This window comes from Polaromonas sp. P1_F8 (assembly GCF_056405635.1).
Genome location: NZ_JBFUBS010000001.1, coordinates 1,614,855 through 1,629,667, shown reverse-complemented (window position 1 = coordinate 1,629,667; position 14,813 = coordinate 1,614,855). Strand labels below are relative to the sequence as shown.

The 14,813-nt window shown below is 55.8% G+C and carries 19 protein-coding genes and 1 tRNA gene; 2 read left to right on the top strand and 18 right to left on the bottom strand.

Going from position 1 to position 14,813, the window contains the following annotated elements; genetic code table 11:
* Positions 1–2 precede the first annotated feature (2 nt).
* The 13 genes from AC1D1J_RS07705 to AC1D1J_RS07645 form a co-directional block, all read right to left on the bottom strand.
* Entirely contained in the window at positions 3–803 is an 801-nt protein-coding gene (locus AC1D1J_RS07705; protein ID WP_477694334.1) for a hypothetical protein, read from the bottom strand.
* The gene (locus AC1D1J_RS07700; protein WP_477694333.1) at positions 793–1,176 is read right to left on the bottom strand and encodes a hypothetical protein; all 384 of its coding nucleotides are present in this window, start codon (positions 1,174–1,176) and stop codon (positions 793–795) included. The genes AC1D1J_RS07705 and AC1D1J_RS07700 overlap by 11 nt, the downstream gene beginning before the upstream one ends.
* 513 nt (positions 1,177–1,689) lie before the next feature.
* Positions 1,690–1,995, bottom strand: coding sequence for a hypothetical protein (locus AC1D1J_RS07695; protein ID WP_477694332.1), 306 nt, complete (start codon positions 1,993–1,995; stop codon positions 1,690–1,692).
* A gap of 497 nt (positions 1,996–2,492) precedes the next feature.
* Complete coding sequence (locus tag AC1D1J_RS07690) at positions 2,493–2,981, bottom strand: hypothetical protein (protein WP_477694331.1); 489 nt, start codon at positions 2,979–2,981, stop codon at positions 2,493–2,495.
* Complete coding sequence (locus AC1D1J_RS07685) at positions 2,968–3,489, bottom strand: hypothetical protein (RefSeq protein ID WP_477694330.1); 522 nt, start codon at positions 3,487–3,489, stop codon at positions 2,968–2,970. The genes AC1D1J_RS07690 and AC1D1J_RS07685 overlap by 14 nt, the downstream gene beginning before the upstream one ends.
* Positions 3,490–3,589: 100 nt before the next feature.
* Positions 3,590–3,898 carry a hypothetical protein gene (locus AC1D1J_RS07680; protein WP_477694329.1) on the bottom strand — a complete coding sequence of 103 codons (309 nt, stop codon included), beginning with the start codon at positions 3,896–3,898 and terminating at the stop codon, positions 3,590–3,592.
* A 381-nt stretch (positions 3,899–4,279) separates the two neighbouring features.
* Positions 4,280–4,633: a hypothetical protein gene (locus AC1D1J_RS07675; RefSeq protein ID WP_477688596.1), complete on the bottom strand. Its 354-nt coding sequence runs from the start codon at positions 4,631–4,633 to the stop codon at positions 4,280–4,282.
* 778 nt (positions 4,634–5,411) lie between these two features.
* Positions 5,412–5,837: a GNAT family N-acetyltransferase gene (locus tag AC1D1J_RS07670; RefSeq protein WP_477694328.1), complete on the bottom strand. Its 426-nt coding sequence runs from the start codon at positions 5,835–5,837 to the stop codon at positions 5,412–5,414.
* A 146-nt stretch (positions 5,838–5,983) separates the two neighbouring features.
* The gene (locus tag AC1D1J_RS07665) at positions 5,984–6,403 is read right to left on the bottom strand and encodes an LIC_13387 family protein (protein ID WP_477694327.1); all 420 of its coding nucleotides are present in this window, start codon (positions 6,401–6,403) and stop codon (positions 5,984–5,986) included.
* Between the two features lie 114 nt (positions 6,404–6,517).
* Positions 6,518–7,006, bottom strand: coding sequence for a DUF695 domain-containing protein (locus AC1D1J_RS07660; protein ID WP_477688599.1), 489 nt, complete (start codon positions 7,004–7,006; stop codon positions 6,518–6,520).
* Positions 7,007–7,098: 92 nt separating this feature from the next.
* A complete protein-coding gene (locus tag AC1D1J_RS07655) occupies positions 7,099–7,467 on the bottom strand; it encodes a hypothetical protein (protein WP_477694326.1) in 369 nt (122 codons plus the stop codon).
* A gap of 912 nt (positions 7,468–8,379) precedes the next feature.
* On the bottom strand, positions 8,380–8,847 hold the full coding sequence (locus tag AC1D1J_RS07650) for a hypothetical protein (RefSeq protein ID WP_477694325.1): 468 nt from the start codon (positions 8,845–8,847) through the stop codon (positions 8,380–8,382).
* A gap of 43 nt (positions 8,848–8,890) precedes the next feature.
* Positions 8,891–9,940 (bottom strand): hypothetical protein, encoded by a 1,050-nt coding sequence (locus AC1D1J_RS07645; RefSeq protein WP_477694324.1) that lies wholly within the window; start codon positions 9,938–9,940, stop codon positions 8,891–8,893.
* 624 nt (positions 9,941–10,564) lie between these two features.
* Here AC1D1J_RS07645 and AC1D1J_RS07640 point away from each other — a divergent pair.
* Positions 10,565–10,963 (top strand): hypothetical protein, encoded by a 399-nt coding sequence (locus AC1D1J_RS07640; protein WP_477694323.1) that lies wholly within the window; start codon positions 10,565–10,567, stop codon positions 10,961–10,963.
* Positions 10,964–11,116: 153 nt separating this feature from the next.
* Here AC1D1J_RS07640 and AC1D1J_RS07635 read toward each other — a convergent pair.
* A tRNA-Ser gene (locus AC1D1J_RS07635) sits at positions 11,117–11,206 on the bottom strand.
* Between the two features lie 353 nt (positions 11,207–11,559).
* On the opposite strand from AC1D1J_RS07635, the gene AC1D1J_RS07630 reads away from it, so the two are divergent.
* Complete coding sequence (locus AC1D1J_RS07630) at positions 11,560–11,868, top strand: hypothetical protein (protein WP_477694322.1); 309 nt, start codon at positions 11,560–11,562, stop codon at positions 11,866–11,868.
* Positions 11,869–12,101: 233 nt separating this feature from the next.
* On the opposite strand, the gene ureG is transcribed toward AC1D1J_RS07630, so the two are convergent.
* The 4 genes from ureG to AC1D1J_RS07610 all read right to left on the bottom strand — a co-directional run bounded on the left by ureG (position 12,102) and on the right by AC1D1J_RS07610 (position 14,765).
* The gene (gene ureG, locus AC1D1J_RS07625; protein WP_477668214.1) at positions 12,102–12,770 is read right to left on the bottom strand and encodes an urease accessory protein UreG; all 669 of its coding nucleotides are present in this window, start codon (positions 12,768–12,770) and stop codon (positions 12,102–12,104) included.
* Positions 12,771–12,825: 55 nt separating this feature from the next.
* Entirely contained in the window at positions 12,826–13,527 is a 702-nt protein-coding gene (locus AC1D1J_RS07620) for an urease accessory protein UreF (protein ID WP_477694490.1), read from the bottom strand.
* A 13-nt stretch (positions 13,528–13,540) separates the two neighbouring features.
* A complete protein-coding gene (gene ureE / locus AC1D1J_RS07615) occupies positions 13,541–14,161 on the bottom strand; it encodes an urease accessory protein UreE (RefSeq protein WP_477694489.1) in 621 nt (206 codons plus the stop codon).
* An 82-nt stretch (positions 14,162–14,243) separates the two neighbouring features.
* Positions 14,244–14,765: a hypothetical protein gene (locus AC1D1J_RS07610; protein ID WP_477694321.1), complete on the bottom strand. Its 522-nt coding sequence runs from the start codon at positions 14,763–14,765 to the stop codon at positions 14,244–14,246.
* Positions 14,766–14,813 lie beyond the last annotated feature (48 nt).

The window sequence follows — 14,813 nt, the reverse complement described above, 5'->3', positions numbered from 1 at the left end:
AGTTATTGTTCCGTACCTTGAACGAAAGCACTCAGCGTAGGCATAGTGGTATTTGTACGTTTAGCGGAAAGCATACGATCGCCGGGAAGGAGGTAATACCAATTGAGAACCGGGGCCTCGGCTGGAAATGGTGGGGGAACAAAATCGAACGACCCGTCGATGGTCGTAGCAGCGTCACCAAGCAGGTGAAGTGAAAATGTCACAACGGAAGCTGAGGAACGGGTCACCGTTCCCCCAACCTTCAGCCTGCGCATACCAGGAGGCGAGTAATTGCCCAAGTCGATGGAACCATGAAAGTGTTGCTCGCCTGAAACCTCACACAATCCAGCAAACCCAAATTTTTGCAGGATCATTGTTGGCAGAAAAAATGACTGCCTGGGGTCAAAGCTATCAGGGTGATTGAACGTTTTTTCATCAAGGCCGTGAAATAGGTGTCGCCCGCCAGAAAGCCGGTAAGACTCGGCGACCGCAACACCCTGGATGACGCGCGAAAACATTTGTGCGTTACCCAAGTGGCGTACCTCTACCTCAAAAGATTCTTTCGGGTTTTGTTCATTGGATGAGATTAGGTGCAATGACTTTGCCGCCGTCCAACTTTCTTTGTCAGAGCATGCGGCATGACTGGACGTGACCTGAAATAGTGAAATGGCAATTGAGATACAAAAAAGACGCATGGTCAAGACACTCAACGTTGAAAAGTGAACCGCGCACAAAGGCTTGGCGCTATGAGTCGCGCCGAAAATCATGCGCTTCGCGGAGCCCCGGCGTTGTGTGCCGGTCTCGATCGGCCTGTTAGGCAACATGGCCAGGCCGCTCCTTGCTCCGATGCGCAATCCAATAGGCCAACACCGCGAGCGCAATGACCAGTGCCTGAACTGGAAAAAGAAGCACCCATGCGATTTCGGTGTCCCTGTAGCCTCTCGCCAAGAGGCTGGCCATCCAAACACAGAATGCGATGAGCGCTGCATTCCCCGCGGCGAGAGTAGCAAGCCATAGCGTAACGCTCGCACGGGCTCCCATCAAAATCAACGCGGAGCAATACAAGACGGCAGAGCACCAAGCATAGTTCGCCAAAAAGTGTTTCCACTCAAAGCCCGTGTTGCCAATGAATTGCGAGTAAACCAGGAATATCGGACCAGGCAGAACAAGAAGCGAAACAATCGCAATGACTCTCATGGTGCGGCCTAACGTTGGAGTTGATCGGCGAGCGGGAGACGTGTGCACGGAGCGCATTGAAGCACTCGGGCGTCAGTGTCGAACGGCTTGTTTGATGCCATTGCCACTAGTGGTTCCTCAGATAGTTCCGGGCAGTGTAGATACCAGCCGTCGCGCAAAGCCCGCCAACTAACCAAGCGAACGCCAGCCCGAACCATGCAAATCCTAAGGCCACTCCGATGCAACCGCCGGGGGGACAAAACTTTTCGTTCGCAAGGTGCAGCAGTGCACCGCAGAGGATGGTCCATCCAATCCACCCGGCCCATAGAAACCTGCGAAGCCGGTGCAATGGGAGTTCGTCGGGATGATTCAAGAATGCACCAACCGCAAAGCCAACCCCAAAAATTGCGAGTACGAGGAGGAGCAGCGTTTCCATGGCATCTAGCGTTTGACTTAAGCGGACCGCCGTAGGCGGGTCCGCTTGAAGGAAGGGTTAGGGCGCATTGTTGCCGGGCTTCCTGCGTGCTGCTGACGCTAGCGATGAACAGGAGCAGTTTGATTGCTCAGGCGGTGCTTGTATTCCTGCACCCAGTCACGGTACCCGGTGCCCCATTTCGTTTCGACCTTGGTTGAGACGACTCTAGAGAGGCTTTCGTCGTATCTAACGATGAGAATCGACGCTCCAATGCCGAATGGGTTATGCCAACCGTCGAATCCCTTCTCTGAGTAGTTGGCATCTGGAACTCCGAGGACGGCATGTACGGCCGAACGTTCCTGACCAGGTCCAATGTCCAGCCAGCGCTTGGGCATGAACAGACTTGGCATGAACGCGAAGCTCATAGCGGCGATGAAGAGGGGCAGCAATGTTATTGCGAGTGACCGTAGGTTCATGTGCGCCCTAACATTGGCGTTGACCGGCGCACATGAGGCAAGTGCGCGAAGCGCACGGAAGCACCTGTGCGTCCGTGTCGAACAGCCCGTTATGCCGCATGCTTCTCAACCTCGTGCTCGTAGCTGGTTGACTCAGTCGGCTCGCGATAGTGGTACCACGCCTCGTGCGGAGAGAATTTCTCACATCCATAGCATTGAGTACTGGGCCACTTCACGCCACAGCCGGGACAGACGCCACGCGTCCAAAAGGTGTTCCAGGTGGTGCCGCACGAGGGAACGCAATCCCAGACGTCGTAGGGACCCGGTCGCCACTCGCACTTCGGGCAATAAATGTCCGCCTTGTCATTGCTCATTGCACGACCTCAAACGGCAAATATACCGGTCCTGCGGCATAACGTTGGAGGTGACCGGTGCGCTGCCGAGGCGTGTCCGTGTCGATTGACCAGTTAGAGGGCATGGGCCTTGAGCGTCCGGTTGCAAAGATACGCGACCACGGGGGCCCAAAATGGAAAGCCCATGAGAAATTGGAACGAGAGGCCGCCCAGTGCGATCCCTGTTGCCGCGGCAATGCTATGGCCGAGAGTGGGATGAAGCCAGAGGCGACCGACGGCAAACTGCAGCACGACCTCGAGCAAGAGAACAAGGGCGAACAGCCACCACAGGCTGCCATTCAGCCGAAGGAACTGAACTCCAAAGAGCAGAATGACGGAATAAAACAGGAGGCAGATGCAGGCCATGGTGTAGAAGGACGCATGCACGTGAGTGGCGTTAAGTTCCACAGCGAGCTGGTCCACCGTACCCGCTGCAACCCAGAAGATGGAGGTGCCTGTGTAGATGAATCCGCCCATCGCCAAGATTACCGCCGCTACACCCAGTGCGCGGAGAAGTCTGGAAAGCCACACAGTCGCCATGAACTGCCCTCTAACGTTGGACATGAGCGGCTCCGGGAAGCGTGGGTAGTACGCTGGAAGATGTCCGATCGATCGAAGGGTTAGGTGGCTTTGTGCGCCGCGTTGGCGGCAGGCCGCGATCGCTAACCTCGTCAGCCAGCAAGCCAAACAGCGCCATGCATACTAAGAGCGCCAAAGCCCACGGCAGATTGCTACGTATCCCTCCCGCAGTTTCCCCAAAGAAATGAAACCAATTGTTCCTTTGCTTTGAGGGAAGAAGCACCAAACAAATCGGAAGAGCAACACCCGCGAGAACGATGAGCCCAGTGGCCCAGAACCAATCGCGAAAGTAACTGAAGAAGGCTTCTGAATTCTCCCCGTGCGCATATGCCATGTACGGATTACTGTTCTTTCTTTTAATGAGCACCTCACCATCAATGAACGTTTCCCAGCCGAGGTAAAAAAAGTAGCTGCCAAAAGCGACCAATAGGGCGGATGCAATGAGGAGCCGTACGATCCCGCCGCTTCGGCTTGAAATGACTGATCGTGCCATAGCAGCCACCTAACGTTAGAGGCCACCGGCACGCAGCATGAGCCGCGAAGCGGCAACCCGATGCTGCTTGTCCGCGTGGGCCGAATTGTTAGAGCGAATACTAACGGAGCGGTGAGCCATTTGGATTGATCGCCTCTTCATCACGCCTCGTCGGGTAGTACTTCATTTTCACGTCAAGTTCGAAGAACAATAGCCCATGAATACCCATGGCATCTCGCTTCGGAATCCGGCGTGTCCAGATCCGCTCGAATGCCGCGCCGAGCTCTTCACCCGACCCCCGAGCGTAGACTTCATCGACAAAAGCAACGTCTTCTCCACTCGGATAGATGAGCGAGAACTCTTCGTCCGTCGCTTGGAAGATGTCATACACCGAGTTGACGGCACCGTCTATGACCTGGATGTTCTTCATGCGCTCTAACGTAATGTGTACCGCAAGGTCTGCGGTATAACATCGCGCCTGCGGTATAACCTGGCCGCCGAAAAGCCAGCCAAGTGCTTGTTATTCAAAGACTTATTGTCCATTTTGAGTTTCGCTCAGGTCGATAAAAAAGGGATCAAACCCCGCAAATCGATTCTAGGCGGACAGTGTGGTGATCGCCTCCTCAATATGGACGAGCGCAGCTTAAACAGCCGATTCCGTTGTGTTTGACCATCGCTACCCATAACCCGGCCCGGCTGCACCCTTGGGTGCCAGTCGCTGCGCTTGGTGTCACGTCGGCCGCGGGCCAGGCTTAACGTTTGAGATGAGAGGCGTGACCCGGCTCCGGGGCACGTCCTCTCGATTGAAGGGTTAGGGCGCTGGTGATGCTGCACCATTAGGCGAGTATTGTTGTACCCAGCTAACAGATGCAAGCACTGCTTCTTCCTTCAATTTTGCAAAGTTGAACTTCGCATACTCGTTGTGAGAGACGAATTCATACGGCTGTTCAAGCGCTTCGTCGTAGCTCCAGTACAGACCAAGAAGTTGTTCAATGCCGTACGCATCACCGACATGCTCTCTTGCAGGCGTTTCAAAATCGTAGTTCGAGGACCGTATTCCAGCCATTAGCTGCTTCAAACCCTCAATAGGGTCGAGCACGCGCTCAGCTATTGGTGAGATATGGGCTAGCAGGAATTCCCAGGGAGCTACTTTGGATGGTTCCATGACGCTTTGCTCTCTAGAAAGCAGATCGAACTTTGCAAGACGGGAGCTCGCTGTAGCGAGTCGGGTGCAACGAAGGGTTAGGCGTCATCCGGCACCCACTGTTGAACGCTGGACGAGGACCGTAGGCGGAAGCTTACGGCGGAGGAGGTACCCGCCGATACGACCATCCGGTGTGAGCGCTGAATAGCTTGCCTTAATGTATGGGCGTGCCCCGTCGACAGGATAGAACTCAGTGTTGAGGTGGGCGACTTCATCCGCTGTAAGCGCACGAGCGGAGCCATCGTCTTCGACCATCACGAATCTGAGGGCGAACGTGTCATTGGCTTTGGCAGCACGCTCACGAGCTTGAACCATTCGGCCAGCCATGAGCGCACAGGCCACGACCAGGAGCGCGATGACAGCGACAGCGGCCCACATTTCGCCTATGACGCCTAACGTTGAAGGCAACCGGCGCACAAGAACCGGATGCGAGTAGCGCTCAGATTTACTTGTGTGTCCGAGTTGACTGAATTGTTAGGCCGCTGCATTTGCAGTACTCCCGCTTGAATTACTTAGACCCATAAAACGCATTAGCCTTTTACCAACAAGGCGATACCGATACAAGTCACAACAACAAGGAATAGGACCGCCTGTATAGCTCGTCCGATCCCCAAAAAACCTAGCAAACGATTCAACCAATTTTTCAAACCGATCTCCCTCTACAAGCAGTATCGCCTAACGTGCGTGTAACCGGCGACTTGCGAGAGGACGCCGCAAGGCGTCCGTGTTGACTGGCTGGTTAGGTTTCACTTCCACCATCGGCACGTGCGCGCAACCACTTCTCCAACATGATGCCGTCTTCGGACTGCCTGTACATGGCCAATTCGATAAGCCTTTCATGATACGCGTGCTCCAGGTAGAGAGATCGAGCCGCGTCGTTGTTTCTCCGACACTCAACCAGGATTCTCTCAGCCCCCGAAAGTTGCGCGACGGATTCCAACCAAGTGATGATCGCGCTGGCCAAGCCTTTGCGCCGATATTGAGGTCGAACCGCGAGCAGCTCCAGGTGGGCATGACGCTCACCGTAGCGCATGGTGCCAAATGCGAGGACGTTGTCATCTGCGACGACCACGGCTACGTTTACGTCCTTGTCGCGCAGAGACTGAGATATGCGGCTTCGCGTCCAATTCCAGCCCAGACCATGCTCGATGTAATCGCGCGACATTTCCGCAATCTGTGTTGAGTGAGATTCTGCTGCCAGGCGGACAGCTACATCAGCGAGCACGTGAGACCTAACGTTTGACTTAAGCGGCGTGCCGAAGGCACGTACGCTTGAAGGAAGGGTTAGGCACCAGCGGGTCCACCGAAATGTTAGGCCCAGTGCGCGAGCAGGCCGGCTACGTAAAGGACGGTGGACAAGACGATTCCTCGAAACGGCGTGCTGAACCAGTAGCGCCAGCCAAGAAAGGCGCAACCGCCGAGCAGCGCCAGCCCGACAGCCAAGAGGAACCACGATGAAAAGAAAACAGCAGGCTGCGCAAGCGCGAGATAGCCGTAGACGAGGCCGAACAGTATTGCCCCAAAGCTGTGGCTCGCGTTGAAGCCGACCCAAGCGTCCCACATCGACATTTTGCGCGAGATGACAGGCGAAACCTCCTGCATCCGAGCCATGAGCGCCAGGTCGCGAGGATGAAACTTGTTCCCACGGAAAGTGAAGAGAAGATGGGCACAACCGAGACCGAGGATCACGAAGGCGCCGGCAGCAACAAGTATGGAGGGAAGGCTTGGCATACGGTGTTCCTTCTGCTGGGGCTTAACGTAAAGATGACCGGACCACCAACACTTGCGGCGAAGCCGCCTCTTGCTGTTGTGGATCCGAGTCGATTGACATGTTAAGCCGCAGCGTCACTTCCGTCTAACTCCTCGCTTGAAGCGCTCGTACTCCGTCCACGCCGGATCATGCCGCGAAGACACCTCAATCGGGAAGCGACTTATCGGAACAAGCGCACTCGAAACGGTCGCACGGAAGTCGACATCCGATTTTGCGTAGTACGTCCACAAACGCACGTTCTCGCCCGTCGAGATCAGTACTAGCATGCCACGACCGCCATTCTCACTCGCCTGCCGAAGTCGATCCTCTACCTCGTACATGGCATCAATGACATCGCCAACAGGCATGCCACTCTCAGACGAGTACCGCCAGCTTAGAACGACAACGTAGGGAAACTCAGTACGTTCCAATGGATGTCTAAATTCATCAACATACCGGAAAATAACGCGACGCCCATCGGTCGGACGTTCCGCGATAGCTGTCGCCCAGACGTCTTCTGCGGCTTCGGTCCGGCCAAGGCCGAATGCGACAGCAATGATTAGCGGAGCGATGAAGCGTTTCACTGCGGTTTAACGTTCAAAGTAAGTGGCGCCGCTAGGTGTCCACTTGACTGCGATGTTAGACAGGCAGCCGAGAAACGGATCGATGTAGAAACTCATAAAACAAACAATGCTATGCCGATAAAAACAGCGGCTACGACGATCATTAAAGCCATCAGCGACCAGCGTGGACTGGGATGACTCAAGATAGCTGAGTCCACAAAAGAAATAACCTCTCTTCTAATTTCGCCGCGGCTGAACCAGACAGCAAATCCGACAGCCAGGAGAAGCCCACCAAAAAATAGCATGTGAGCTACGTAAGCGTAGAAGAATAACGGCGACTGGTCCTGGTGAATGAGCGTAATTTGGTACCTGCTAACGTAGAAAAACCCCCGCATGAGTGCGCCACCCCCCATGAACAAGAACCCGGAACCGAGAAGCAACAAGAGAGCCGAGGCAATAGCGATCTTTATAGTGTTTTGCATTGCAAACTGCGGCGGTCTAACGTAGAAATGACCGGCGGACAGTAGGCCAGCGAAAGCCGGCCGATAGGACGTCCATGTCGATTGCCATGTTAGACGTCACGGGCGCGAGCCTTCAAGGTACGAAACACCCACAGAACGAGGCCTCCAGCCAAGACTGACTTGTTCAATCCCCACCTCCGCAGGAACCACCGTCAGCAGCACATCCGCCGTCTGAGGATCCTCCTGACCCACTGACACAAGCCCAGCTGTCACCACCGCCACTAGACGACGGCGGACGCTCTTTGGCCTTGCGCGCGAGTTCCTCGGCTTCCTCTTGAGTTCGAAGTGCGGCAACCTCTTCGCCTGAATGACGCGTCCCCTCGGGCAGTTGCACCCCGCACTGCTCACACTTGGGGTAACGGCGATTGAATACGGCAAAGCCGCAATTGGGGCAGTTGAAGCTTGGCGAGCGGCGCATGGCTAGGTACAGAGGGGTGCTTTGTTGGGTGAAGCCGCGAAATTGACGTCTAACGCAATGTATACCGCAAGGTCTGCGGTATAACATCGCGCCTGCGGTATAACCTGGCCGCCAAAAAACCAGCCAAGTGCTTGTTATCAAAAGACATACTGTCCATTTTGAGTTTCATTCAGGTCGATAAAAAGAGTACCAAACCCGCCAGCCGATTCTAGGCGGACAGTGTGGAAACCGCCTCCTCAATATGGACGAGCGCAGCCCAAACAGCCAATCCTGTTGTGTTTGACCATCGTGACTCATAACCCGGCCCGACTGCCCCCTTGCCTTGGGTGCCGGTCGCTGCGCTTAAGCAGCATGGTCAGGCCGCTCTTTGCTCCGATGCGCAATCCAATAGGCCAACACCGCGAGCGCAAATAACCAGTGCCTGAAACGGAAGGCGGGTCCGCTCGAAAGACGGGTTAGAGCACCGTTTGAGTCAGCACCGCTGCCATTGGAAATGCGAATGCTGCAAGGGCAATGCAGAGATAGACCCGCCCCTTGGCCGCCGAGGACTGGGCAACGCCTGCAAACCAGACCCACCCCCACGCGGCTATGACGAAGATCACTGCACCGGCAAGGAACGAATGTACGGAGCCTGCGCTGCAGGCCCCCCATGTGGCGCCGGCTATAAGCGCACTCGCGCAAGCTACGCCGACGGTGGTTTCGGAAGGCCTTTGCGGCTCTACCTGTTCTGGCGTTGTTGCCTGTGTTTCCCAGATCAGGCCGGCAACGAGACCGAGTAGGGCTAGAACGACACCCTGGAAGCCGCTCAACCAGGGAAACAGGTGCACCAGGGCAATCGCCAGCGCACTACTGCCAATAAGGCACAGCGCGACGCGCCAATGCAAGACAAGAAGGATGAGGGCGAGTACTCCGTCGAGATCCATACTGGCTGATGCGACTTAATGTGCCGGAGACGCTGGCAAAGACTCAAAGTAGGCTATTTGGTCGCAGCTTCGCGGCGTACTCTTTGCATTTTTTAAAGTAGTCGCCGGGCCATGCGTCTTTCATAGGCGTGCCATTAAAGCTGCGGGTCATGGCTATAAACGTATCCACATCGCCGGCTTGGCATGCGAATTTCGCGTACGCATTCCTATTCCAATCGTCGGGGTATTGCCTGATCATGTCTTCGAAGCCGGATTTCATGAGAGTCCAACTGCCGGAAGACGTGATCTGACCAAAAATGCTGGCGTCTCGATCCAAAACAGTCCAGAAGATGCGTGCATAGAGTGCTCTTCCCTCAACCGCACTTGTCCGTCTGACCGCATCGGCTGCGAGCGCGTTGAGTTGCTCTACACTGCCGCCCCACATTGGGGAGACTGCATCTGCAACGGCTTTATAAGTATCGTGATAAAGAGGCTCGGTCTTTAGAGCCTCCTCATACAGAAGTGCGTATTCACCATCTTTCATGGTGCGATGCTTGGCCAAGCTCAGCGTCATTACGTACCATTCTGGGTCAACGCTGCTAACGCGCTTGTGCTTCTCCAAGGTATTTGCGGACATCGATACGTATCGCGAAAATTGTTTCCACCCCTCTTCTGTCACTGTGTTTGCAACGCCGGTGCCACGATAAGACCACCCGTGTCGAAGCTGAGCCCAGGCAAGAAAGATTGGTGCAGTTGCCGAATTTGGATTAGTAGCAACCCAGCGCGAGATTTTTTCTTCAATACGCTGCCACTGCTCCTCTGAATTTGCTTTACCTCCCTCGTACATCGCATTTCTGAAATTGCTGTAGAAAATCGCGAGATTCCAGCTTCCAGAAGAAGATCTGCTCTTAGTAGTGCGGAACTGAGTTGCCATCTTGTCCAGCGTCAAAAAATCATCATTCCGAAATGATGTCGTAACGATCTCAGTGATTTGAGTTGGCGTATATGCAGTGACCTGAGGGCCGGCGGAGGGCCCAGGAGCTTGCGCATTGGGGCGTGCATTCACGAGCATTGCCAAAACAATCACACCAAGAATTCGCACCCACTCTCTCATAAATTCATTCCTCCCCATTTTGTTGAGGGGAAGTTTAAGGCCATCGGTTTCGCATGCGAAACGAAATCTGCTTGGAGCGGCCGCTTTTAATGTGCCGACGTCTGATTCGTTATCGCAGTTTTCCGCAACGCTATCGTGATCTGCGGACTGTCACACGTCAGCGCTCGAACTTTCTCTTTCCATTGCGCCGACACGGCGCAATCCGTGAGAGCTTTCCACTTATAGCCAACCTCCTACAGCTCCAGACTGGTGACAGTCTTCACCGGCATCCCGTTCTGACTCAACGTGATCAGATACACGGTCTTCCTCCGCATCGTCGTTCGCCCAACCACATGCAGACCTTTGAGCCTTTATGGCTCCAAACAGAGGACCGCTTCGCAAGCAAACAATGAGAGGTCATGAGGGGGCGCTTTTTATTGCTACGATGCCGCGATGACAAAGCTACACCTGCTCATCATCGCGCTCGGGATTTGGTAAATTTATTGATCGATCTCTGCCTGGCGCAAAGACTGATTTATTGCAGCGTCCAAGTTATTTTGCATTTGGCGTCCTTACCACTGGCATGTTCGCGATGAGCGAACTGATCGAACAGTTTTAATAGCCGGTCCAACCCGAGACGATTAAATGAATCTCAGTACTTTTTTTAACCCAAGGTGGATTAGCTGGGGACTCAGCTTCGTTATGTTGTTGACGTACCGAGCCGATCCATACCCCTTAACGTTGTATATCGCTTTGGGTTTGACGGTTCTTCTGAACGCTGTCCATCTTGTATTTTCAGTATTCGAATCGACAAAAGACGAATTTGTGAAAACGTCGATTGATCTCTTATGGGGGGCGGCCTTCTTGACCGCACTTGGCGCGGCAGCAATTTATTTTGATGCAGATTTTGTGAACAGGGGCACGCGTTATGACGCCAATACTTTTTGGCCACTTGTTCAAGCTAGCGTGCTGCAGGGTGCTGTAACGTTGGTCTGCTTGGTGATTCGCAGGTTTCTTCCGCCGTACCAAGCTACGCGCAGTTAAATTCACCTCAATGGAATGAATATCTGCCCCACGCTTGCTGGAAACCTTGCTATCAAATTAGGAGAAAATCCAGAGCACTGGATTGCGGTTGCAGCACTTGAGGCTGAACCGGAGAGCACACTTTTAGACCAGCTAAAAGCCAGTGCCAACAAGTGGCGGAAGCGGTGAGATTCGAACTCACGGAGGACTTGCATCCTCGGCAGTTTTCAAGACTGCTGCATTCAACCGCTCTGCCACGCTTCCGAGCCGCATAGTTTAACCGCTTGCCGGCGGTCATCTGGCTCGTTGGCGGGCCGCTGTCGATAAATGCGGTTTCGCAGCCTGGACAACGGGCGCGCCTGGCGCATTGGCTGCCTTCCACACATTGAATTATTCGCGAGGGCAGGGCACTGCCAAAAATAGAGGGCTGAAGTCCACCTCTTTTGGTTCGTCATTGGTCACTTTGTGACTGTCAAGCAAATAGAGCCAAAAAAACGGACTTATTTCCTGGAACTATTTCCTCTCCGCTTCCTAAACGTTTTTGGGAGCGGTGACTAAAGGCGCTGGCACAGCCATGATTGAAACATTCAGTTACAGCACTTTAAGAGGACACAAATATGACTGCTCCAGCATTCACCCCCGAGTCGGCAGAGAAGGTTACTACGGCATTTGTGCATGCCACCGGCGCCCGCTGGTCGTTTCCGCGGGTCGAAGTGCAGGACCGCGGAACCTTCATGTTGATTAGCGTGGACTCACTTTCCCCGGAAATCCGGGAAATTGAGTTACCCATCAAGAAATCCATTGCACATGCCCTGAACCAGGTCATTCCGGCACACCCTACGCAACGGTTTGGTAACTGGATGGTCGTTTTCTTCCGGGACGGCAGGATGTTCGAAACTGTTCACCCCAGCGAGTTTGAGGTGTAAGGACGTCGGGGTGGCCTGCTATCTCTCTCTATATATATGAGTCAGCAGCCCGTCGTGGCCAGGGCCTGTCGCCGAAACGCTGTCCGCAGGCGGCATTCACGACCTTGTCCTACACACCGCCAGCCAGCCGCTGGCTAAACTTTCCTTGCGGCCCGTCCTGGGTCGCACCTCCCTCCACTGGCGAAGCCAGTTTTACTGCCCGGTCTTCCGGGCTTTTTTTTGCCTGCTCGCCGCTATGCGGCTTCAGGCTGGGCCAGCAGCATTCCTTTTGTCTCGATAAACGCTATGACTTCCGCAAGGCCGGCATTGGTCTTGAGATTGGTCATGACAAAAGGCTTCAGGCCCTTGGCCGTGGTGCGCATGCGGATGGTGTCCGCCTCCATCACGCCCAGGTCGGCGCCGACGTGGGGCGCCAGGTCAGTTTTGTTGATGACGAACAGATCGCTTTTGGTGATGCCGGGCCCGCCTTTGCGCGGAATCTTCTCGCCGGCGGCCACGTCGATCACGTAGATGGTGAGGTCGCTCAGCTCGGGACTGAAGGTGGCGGCCAGGTTGTCGCCGCCGGATTCGACGAACACGATGTCGGCGTTGGGGAAATCCACCAGCATGCGGTCTATGGCTTCGAGGTTGATCGAGGCGTCTTCGCGTATGGCGGTGTGCGGGCAGCCGCCGGTTTCCACGCCCATGATGCGTTCGGCGTCCAGCGCGCCGCTGACGGTCAGGATGCGCTGGTCTTCCTTGGTGTAAATGTCGTTGGTGATGGCGACCAGGTCGTATTTGGCCTTCATGCCTTTGCACAGCATTTCAAGCAGTGTGGTTTTGCCGGAACCGACGGGGCCCCCTATGCCGACGCGCAAGGGGGGGAGTTTTTTGGTGCGGTTGGCGATGTGGTGCAGGCTCATGGATGGCTTTTGTTGGAATTGCGGTGAGGTTTGCAGTGAAATTTGCAGTGGGAAGTCAGGAGCGGAACAGCCGCGAATACTGGGTTTCATGCTGTGACGAAAGAATGGCCAGCATGGGCGAAAAGGCCTGGCGTTCGTCATCCGACAGCTGCATGGCGGCTTCGACAGCTGTGGGGATGCCACCGGCAAGGCGCGCCAGCATGCGCTGGCCGGCGCTTTGCCCCAAAGGCACGGATTTGATGGCGGCTTGTGTCATGTTTTCAGCCCAGCCGAAAGCATAGGCCAGCAGGCAGTCGCGCACGCCTGCCTCGGTCTGTGAAACGGCCAGCGCAAAGGCAACGGGGAAGGTCGGCTGCATCTGCGCACAGGCCTCAATGTGCGCTGCGTTGGCGTCGTCATGGTTGCGCAGCCAGTCCAGCAGGGATCTGCCCATTTGCTCAGCCTGGGCGCGCAGCTCGCTGGTTTCCCGGGTTTGCAGCACCCAGGCATTGAGTTGCTGCACGCGTTGCAGGTCGCCTGTGCGCCAGGCGGGAATAGCCTGGGCAATTACCGCCAGGTCACCGCGCGCCAGGCTGATCTGGAGCTGGTCGGCCAGCCAGTCGCTTGCTATCATTTCTGTAGCTGGTTGCGCCCGTTCCATGGCGGTTTCAAGCCCTTCAGAGTATGAAAAACCGCCTACCGGCAAGGCCGGGGAGGCCAGCCAGATCAGCTGGAGCAGGCTGGCGGCCGGTAGCTGCCCGGCAGGCGCGGCGGACATGTCCATCAACGGCCTAGTGCGGCTTGTGCCTGTGGATCTGGATGGCGACCGGCTGGGCTTCGTGGGTGTGGTCGTCGTGGCCATGATTGCAATCGGGGCCATGCACGTGTGGCGCGGGGGCAGGCTGCGCATGCTCATGGGCGTGCCCAGAAGAATGGTCATGCCCATGGCTGTGTCCGCCAGCGCTGTAGGCGCCGCCTTCAGGTTCGAACGCTTCTTCAACTTCGTTCACGATCAGGTGCATGGCACGCAGCATGTCGGCCAGCACATGGTCGGGTTCAATTTTCAAGTGGTCGGGCTTGAGCTCAATCGGCACATGCCGGTTGCCCAGGTGGTAAGCGGCGCGTGTCAGGTCAAAAGGCGAGCCGTGCGACGGGCAGGCAGTGATGCGGAGCACCGCTTGCGGCGCGGCGATCACTTTGACCATGGAGCCGTCTTCCACCACCAGCACGTCGCCGCCACGCACCAGCGTGCCGCGCGGCAGGAACACACCAAGGTGGCGGCCGAGCGAGTCGGTCGCGTCAAATCGGCTTTTTTGGCGCACATCCCAGTCGAGCTCGACGATGGCGGCGCGTTTAAGAAGCACGGGCGCGAGGCCCTTGCCTTGCGGGAGGACTTTGGAGCACTGCAACATGGAGGGGGTCATTGTCGGTAAAGCGTTGTTGCGGGATTTATGTTGCTTTGAAGGCACCCGTGAAGCCCGTTTTTTTCGCAGCTCATTGCGCCTTCTTGAACACGACCACCAAATGAGAGGTGATTTGTGTGGAGGGCGAACTGCTTACCTCGAGGAATACCCCCTCGCTTTCCCAAATGGCGCCGCCGAACAGACCGGCGTGGCGCGATTCCAGGGTCATGGACTTGGGCGCGCCGTATTTTTTGCGGAGCTCAGCGGCAATCTTCTCGAAGTTGATCTTGGTCGATGCGTTCTGCACGTATTCGTCTTCCTGCCGGGCCAGCACGTTGACGAGCTTGTCGTCGATGAAGCGGAAGCAGGTGTTGAACTTCACGCCGGCGAGGGCCAGACTCGCTTCTCGTAGGCAGGTGCCCCAGGGCTTGCCGCTCGGTGCCGCCGCAATGGCTTTGGCGGAGGGAAAGCGCTTGGACACATCAGCCGGCGACATGCCCACTTGCGTGCCCGGCCATAGTTCCTGGGCGTGACTTGCGGCGGCGGCGCAGGCCAATGCGGTAGCGATCAAGGCAAGGCGCGCGGCGGACTCGAACGGTGTGGTGGGTTTCATGGCGGAAGGAGAGTGAGCGAGATTCCCGATTGTCGCAGCGCCTCTGCG